Consider the following 6,289-nt stretch of genomic DNA (forward strand, 5'->3'; position numbering starts at 1 on the left):
GGGCTTGCGGGTCGCAAAGTGGCGGCTTTTACTTTACAGTGTGGGTTAGTCGTCTTAGAAAATGAATAACGTCGTGCGTTACGCCATCGAACACTATGATCAACACGGTTTTTTAAAAGCGCCAAAATGGCTATGGCTAGGGTGGTTTTTTCTTGCTCGCGCTTGGATTGTCTTCGTCGTCGCTGGCGCCAGTCGAGAGTCCGGAAGTGAGATACTGACTATCGTGTACCCTAATCAAACGGGGCTCTATCTTGGTTTCCTGATGGGGTTGCCGACGATTGCGTTGATGTGGCTTTATGGTTTGCGCAGTCCCGAGCGCACTTGGCTCACTCGTGTGTTGTATTACGGTCGCCCGTTCACCTTAGTCATTGCGGTTGCTCAGTGGTTGCAGTGGGCTTACCAGGTATACTTGCATCAAGGCGCCTTCAGTTGGACACAGGGTGGCATCGGGTTATTGCTGACTTGGCTCATTATCTATCTAATTCACAGTCGCAGTGTGAAAGATTGCTTTCAGCTTGGCGTCGAAAATGAGTCAACCAAGTCATCTACGTAAAAGCATCTACGTAAAAGGCATCTACTTAAATCGTGCATTCACCGTTAAAGAAGAATTGAACAGATACTGATCTCCCAACGTACTGGGATAAAGAACAATAAATACGTGAGGTTATAACAATGTCATCGCCACAAAGTGCCATTCTCCCTGAGGCTGGCCCATTTGCTCAATACACACTTCTCAAAATCAAACAGAATCCGCAAAAGGTGCTTGAAAAGCTTCAAGCTCTGCCGCACAAGGTGGCTGAGCTCAATCAGCAGCAACCGGGCGCACAGTTAACCCTGTCGATTGCGTTTACGCACGCATTTTGGTCGCAGCTCGATGCGCCAATGCCAAGCGAATTGATACCGTTCCCTGTTTTGGGAGAGGGAAGTGTGGTGGCGCCAAGCAGTGATGTCGATGTGCTGATTCACTGTCACTCACTGCGTCATGATCTGCATTTTTACCTTCTGCGTACGCTGATGGCGGAGGTGGCCGATGAGGTCGAGATTGTGGATGAGACATACGGTTACCGCTACCTAGACTCTCGTGATATGACCGATTTCGTCGATGGCACAGAAAACCCGAAAGAGGGGCAACGTCATGAAGTGGCGATCATCCCTGAAGGTGAATTCGCCGGTGGTAGTTACGTGATGGTTCAGCGCTTCGTGCACAATTTACCTGCATGGAATCGCCTTAACGTGTCAGCGCAAGAAAAAGTGGTTGGTCGTACAAAACCGGATTCTATTGAGTTAGATGACGTGCCAGCGGCATCGCATGTTGGCCGCGTTGACATCAAAGAAGACGGGAAAGGACTGAAAATTGTGCGTCACAGCTTACCGTATGGTTCAGTATCGGGTGAGCATGGTCTGCTCTTCATTGCTTACTGTAATACGCTGCACAATTTCAAAGCGATGCTTGAGAGTATGTACGGTGTGACAGATGGCAAGACGGATCAACTGTTGCGTTTTACCACCGCGGTAACCGGGGCTTACTTCTTCGCGCCTTCTGAGGCAATGCTGACGGAGTTAAGCGTCAAATAATCTCCCTCATAAAGCTTAAACGCGAGAGCCGAAGCATCCAGCTTCGGCTTTTTCATATTTGTCATTAAAGAATGGCGTGATTGGCCGATATAACCTGTAGGACTTTAATTGAATTTGTAGTGAAATCATGGCGATCACCGTAAACACCAACGTGTCAGCAATGACGGCGCAGCGATATTTGAGTAGCGCGACAGAGATGCTCAATCAATCGTTGGAGCGGCTCTCTTCGGGCAGTCGGATCAATAGCGCCAAAGATGACGCGGCGGGTTTACAAATCTCTAATCGTCTTGAGTCACAAATGCGCGGGCTCGATGTTGCAATGCGCAATGCCAATGATGGCATTTCAATCATGCAAACCGCGGAAGGGGCGATGCAAGAGACGACCTCCATCTTACAGCGTATGCGTGACCTCTCTTTGCAGTCGGCCAACGGCTCGAACAGTCAAGCTGAAAGGCAGGCGTTACAAGAAGAAATGGGCGCTTTAAACGACGAATTGAATCGAATAGCAGAAACGACCTCTTTTGGTGGGCGAAAATTGCTCAATGGTGGCTTTGAAACCTCTTCGTTTCAAATCGGTGCTAGCTCAGGGGAGGCGGTTCAGGTGTCACTAAAAAGCATGCGCACCGACACCCTAGCGATGGGCGGGTTTAGCTACCGTGCTGGCTTATCTGCAGGTTCAGATTGGCAGGTCTCGCAAGGGGCATCGATGCTCAATATTCAGTACACCAACGCCGCAGGTGAGCAAGAACAAATTCAAATAAAAGCCAAACAGGGTGATGACATAGAGCAACTGGCGACTTACATCAATGGGCAAACGGATAAAGTCTCCGCCTCGGTGAATGACGACGGGCAACTGCAACTGTTTATCGCCGGTAAAGAAACATCAGGAACCTTAACTTTCTCGGGCAGCTTAGCCAATGAATTGCAACTGGGGCTGGTGGGTTACGAGGCGGTCGATAATCTAGATATTTCCAACGTCGGCGGCGCGCAACGAGCGGTATCAGTGATTGATACTGCGCTGCAGTACGTCGATAGCCATCGAGCAGAATTAGGCGCAATGCAAAACCGCTTTGATCATGCGATCAACAACCTAGGCAACATCAACGAAAACCTTGCCGCCTCCAACAGCCGCATTAAGGATACCGACTACGCACGTGAAACGACGCAGATGGTCAAACAGCAAATCTTGCAACAAGTGAGTACCTCTATCCTTGCCCAGGCGAAACAGCAACCCAATCTGGCATTAACGCTGTTGAATTAATCACCATTATTGAGAAAACAAAAATCTCAAAAAAGAGAAAGGTATCGACAGGTCTAAATAAAGCTTTAGCGAAAAAATGAATTTTTTAACGATTATTGCCCGTTAATCACGTTTTCCTCCCCAACTGCCTTTTTTTCGAAAAAAACAAAAAAAATGTCTCAAGCTTTTCCGCCTCACGCCGTTAATAAAAGTAACTTTGAGAGAACTACTTTGGTTTTCCGAGACGTCGGAAACCGGATACATCGGAAAATCAATTTGGAGAAATCACCATGGCAGTGAATGTAAATACTAACGTAGCAGCAATGACAGCACAGCGTTACCTAAATAGCGCGAACAATGCACAACAAGCTTCAATGGAGCGTCTATCTTCTGGTTTTAAAATCAACAGTGCGAAAGACGACGCAGCAGGTCTACAGATCTCAAACCGTTTGAATGTGCAAAGCCGCGGTCTTGATGTCGCTGTACGTAACGCGAACGACGGTATCTCTATCGCGCAAACTGCTGAAGGTGCGATGAACGAGACAACCAACATCTTGCAACGTATGCGTGACCTATCGCTACAATCAGCGAATGGCTCGAACTCAAAATCTGAGCGCGTGGCGATTCAAGAAGAAGTCACAGCTCTAAACGACGAGCTAAACCGTATCGCGGAAACGACCTCTTTTGGTGGTAACAAGTTGCTTAACGGTACTTACGCAACGAAATCGTTCCAAATCGGTGCAGACAACGGTGAAGCCGTTATGCTGACGCTCAACGACATGCGTTCTGACAACGTTGGCATGGGCGGTACTAGCTACGTTGCACAAAACGGTAAAGATAAGGACTGGTCTGTTCAAGCGGGTACCAATGACCTAACGATCAACCTGACTGACACCGACGGCCAAGCACAAACCATCAATATCACCGCGAAAGAAGGGGATGATATTGAAGAGCTTGCGACTTACATCAACGGTCAAACTGACATGGTAAAAGCCTCTGTTGATGAAGATGGTCAACTGCAAATCTTTGCAGGTACCAACAAAGTTGACGGCGCAGTGAGCTTCTCTGGTGGTCTAGCGGGCGAGCTAAACATGGGCCCAGGTCAAGACGTAACAGTGAACACCATTGACGTGACGACGGTAGGCGGCGCGCAAGAGTCTGTCGCGATTGTTGATGCGGCGCTTAAATATGTGGATAGTCACCGTGCAGAGTTGGGTGCGTTCCAAAACCGCTTCAACCACGCGATCAACAACTTGGACAACATCAACGAAAACGTCAACGCGTCGAAGAGCCGAATCAAAGACACTGACTTCGCGAAAGAGACAACAGCACTGACCAAATCTCAGATCCTGTCTCAAGCGTCAAGTTCAATCTTGGCTCAAGCGAAACAGGCGCCAAACTCGGCACTCAGCCTACTTGGCTAATCGCCCTCCGCGCTTATCAAATAAAAATCCAGCTTCGGCTGGATTTTTTACGTTTGGTGTTTGCAAGAATTTTCATGGTAGTTAGATCAGTTTCACGAAATTGTACGGATGTGAGGCAAAGAGAAAAAAACTTCATTTTTTTTCTAAAGGTATTTTTTGCTTCGCCGTTACAAGACTGAGAGAAATGAGATGCGCCGAAGTGAGGTGAGAGACACGACAGCGCATCACCCCTAATGCCAAAGGAGATCAATATATGGCAATTAACGTAAACACGAACGTGTCTGCGATGACCGCTCAGCGCTACCTCAATGGGGCGTCGGATGGTATGCAGAAATCCATGGAGCGTTTGTCATCGGGTTACAAAATCAACAGTGCCCGTGATGATGCTGCCGGTCTACAAATCTCAAACCGTTTAACGTCTCAGAGTCGTGGTCTTGACATGGCGGTGAAGAATGCCAATGACGGTATCTCTATTGCTCAGACGGCTGAAGGTGCGATGAATGAAACCACCAATATCCTTCAACGTATGCGTGATTTGGCACTGCAATCGTCAAATGGTTCGAACTCGCGTTCAGAGCGAATTGCGATCCAAGAAGAAGTCACGGCACTGAACGATGAATTGAATCGTATCGCCGAAACCACTTCGTTTGGTGGCAACAAATTGCTCAATGGTTCATTTGGTAGCCAGTCTTTCCAGATTGGTGCCAGTTCCGGTGAGGCGGTGATGTTATCCATGGGCAACATGCGTTCTGATACAGCAGACATGGGCGGTAAAGCGTATATTGCTACGGCGGGTAAAACACCCGATTGGACAGTGAGTGCAGGGGCGAGCGACCTGACTTTAGACTATACTGACGTGCACGGTGAGGCGAAAAGCTTGACCATCAACGCGAAAGAAGGCGATGACATCGAGCAATTGGCCACTTACATCAATGGTCAAAGTGAAGATGTGAAAGCGTCGGTTGGCGAAGATGGCAAACTGCAACTGTTCGCTGCGACCAATAAAGTCTCTGGTGATGTCACCATTGGCGGTGGTCTTGGTGGAGAGATCGGCTTTGGCGCTGCGCAAGATAAAACTGTCGCAGATGTCGATGTCACGACCGTTGCGGGCTCGCAACTGGCAGTGTCAGTGATTGATGGCGCGCTAAAGAGCGTGGACAGTCAGCGCGCGGAACTCGGTGCGTTCCAGAACCGCTTTGGTCATGCGATCAGTAACTTGGATAACATCAACGAGAACGTCAACGCGTCGCGTAGCCGTATCCTTGATACAGATTACGCCAAAGAGACGACAGCGATGACCAAATCGCAAATTCTTCAGCAAGCGAGTACGTCGGTTCTAGCGCAAGCTAAGCAGTCACCGTCGGCAGCTCTTAGCTTATTAGGTTAATCGGTAGGTTCGCAGGAGCTTATTGGTAGTAGCATGCGCTACTGACCTATGAGGTGGAAGGGAGATTGTTATGGACATACCATCTAACACATCGAACATCCAGCCTTACGGCTCAGAAAGTGGCACTAAAATTGCTTCTAAGTATGATGGTGCGCAGTCCATTTCTTTAAGTAAAGAAAAGGCCTCTACCCATGAAATGAGCAAGCAGTCTGCCGAGTCTGTCACGCAAGCGATAGAAGCGGCGAAAGCTCGTGAAAAGCTCAATAGCCAAGAAAGGCAACGTTTGGTCGAGGAGATGAATGATTTCATTTCGTCCATCAACAAAGGGTTGTCCTTTCGCGTCGATGAAGAGTCGGGGAGAGATGTGGTCACTATTTACGAAGCGAGTACTGGCGATATTATCCGCCAGATACCCGACGAAGAGATGCTAGTAATATTGCGGCGCCTAAGGGAACAAACGGCTCGATACTCATCGGGCTTAGTAAACCAAACGGTGTGATCGTACTTCGAGGTGATTGAATGAGTTTTGGCCCTATTGGGATGAACACTGGCATGGACATCAATTCCATGGTCAGCAAAATTGTTGATTCGGAGCGTGTGCCTAAGCAGCAACGTATCGACAATGAGCGAGCCGAAATTGAGTCTAGTATCAGTGCCTATGGG

7 protein-coding genes are annotated in these 6,289 nt (G+C 48.4%); all 7 read left to right on the forward strand.

Going from position 1 to position 6,289, the window contains the following annotated elements; genetic code table 11:
- The first annotated feature begins 73 nt into the window (after nucleotides 1–73).
- A complete protein-coding gene (locus AC6R0L_RS08650; protein ID WP_500628874.1) occupies nucleotides 74–553 on the forward strand; it encodes a DUF2919 domain-containing protein in 480 nt (159 codons plus the stop codon).
- 119 nt (nucleotides 554–672) lie between these two features.
- Nucleotides 673–1,575 (forward strand): Dyp-type peroxidase, encoded by a 903-nt coding sequence (locus AC6R0L_RS08655; RefSeq protein ID WP_500628870.1) that lies wholly within the window; start codon nucleotides 673–675, stop codon nucleotides 1,573–1,575.
- A 127-nt stretch (nucleotides 1,576–1,702) separates the two neighbouring features.
- Entirely contained in the window at nucleotides 1,703–2,836 is a 1,134-nt protein-coding gene (locus tag AC6R0L_RS08660) for a flagellin (RefSeq protein WP_500628871.1), read from the forward strand.
- 269 nt (nucleotides 2,837–3,105) lie between these two features.
- Nucleotides 3,106–4,239 carry a flagellin gene (locus AC6R0L_RS08665; RefSeq protein WP_334555237.1) on the forward strand — a complete coding sequence of 378 codons (1,134 nt, stop codon included), beginning with the start codon at nucleotides 3,106–3,108 and terminating at the stop codon, nucleotides 4,237–4,239.
- 253 nt (nucleotides 4,240–4,492) lie between these two features.
- Nucleotides 4,493–5,626: a flagellin gene (locus AC6R0L_RS08670; RefSeq protein WP_334555238.1), complete on the forward strand. Its 1,134-nt coding sequence runs from the start codon at nucleotides 4,493–4,495 to the stop codon at nucleotides 5,624–5,626.
- Between the two features lie 70 nt (nucleotides 5,627–5,696).
- The gene (gene flaG / locus AC6R0L_RS08675) at nucleotides 5,697–6,125 is read left to right on the forward strand and encodes a flagellar protein FlaG (RefSeq protein ID WP_334555239.1); all 429 of its coding nucleotides are present in this window, start codon (nucleotides 5,697–5,699) and stop codon (nucleotides 6,123–6,125) included.
- 20 nt (nucleotides 6,126–6,145) lie between these two features.
- On the forward strand, nucleotides 6,146–6,289 hold a 144-nt coding region (locus tag AC6R0L_RS08680), incomplete at its 3' end, for a flagellar cap protein FliD N-terminal domain-containing protein (RefSeq protein WP_500628875.1).

This window comes from Vibrio sp. R15-SG3-ISO1A (assembly GCF_059833955.1).

Bases quoted from the DNA above. Each gene is read 5' to 3' on its own strand.
- AC6R0L_RS08655 (WP_500628870.1), top strand. From the start codon at position 673: ATGTCATCGCCACAAAGTGCCATTCTCCCTGAGGCTGGCCCATTTGCT.
- AC6R0L_RS08660 (WP_500628871.1), top strand. From the start codon at position 1,703: ATGGCGATCACCGTAAACACCAACGTGTCAGCAATGACGGCGCAGCGA.
- AC6R0L_RS08665 (WP_334555237.1), top strand. From the start codon at position 3,106: ATGGCAGTGAATGTAAATACTAACGTAGCAGCAATGACAGCACAGCGT.
- AC6R0L_RS08670 (WP_334555238.1), top strand. From the start codon at position 4,493: ATGGCAATTAACGTAAACACGAACGTGTCTGCGATGACCGCTCAGCGC.
- flaG (WP_334555239.1), top strand. From the start codon at position 5,697: ATGGACATACCATCTAACACATCGAACATCCAGCCTTACGGCTCAGAA.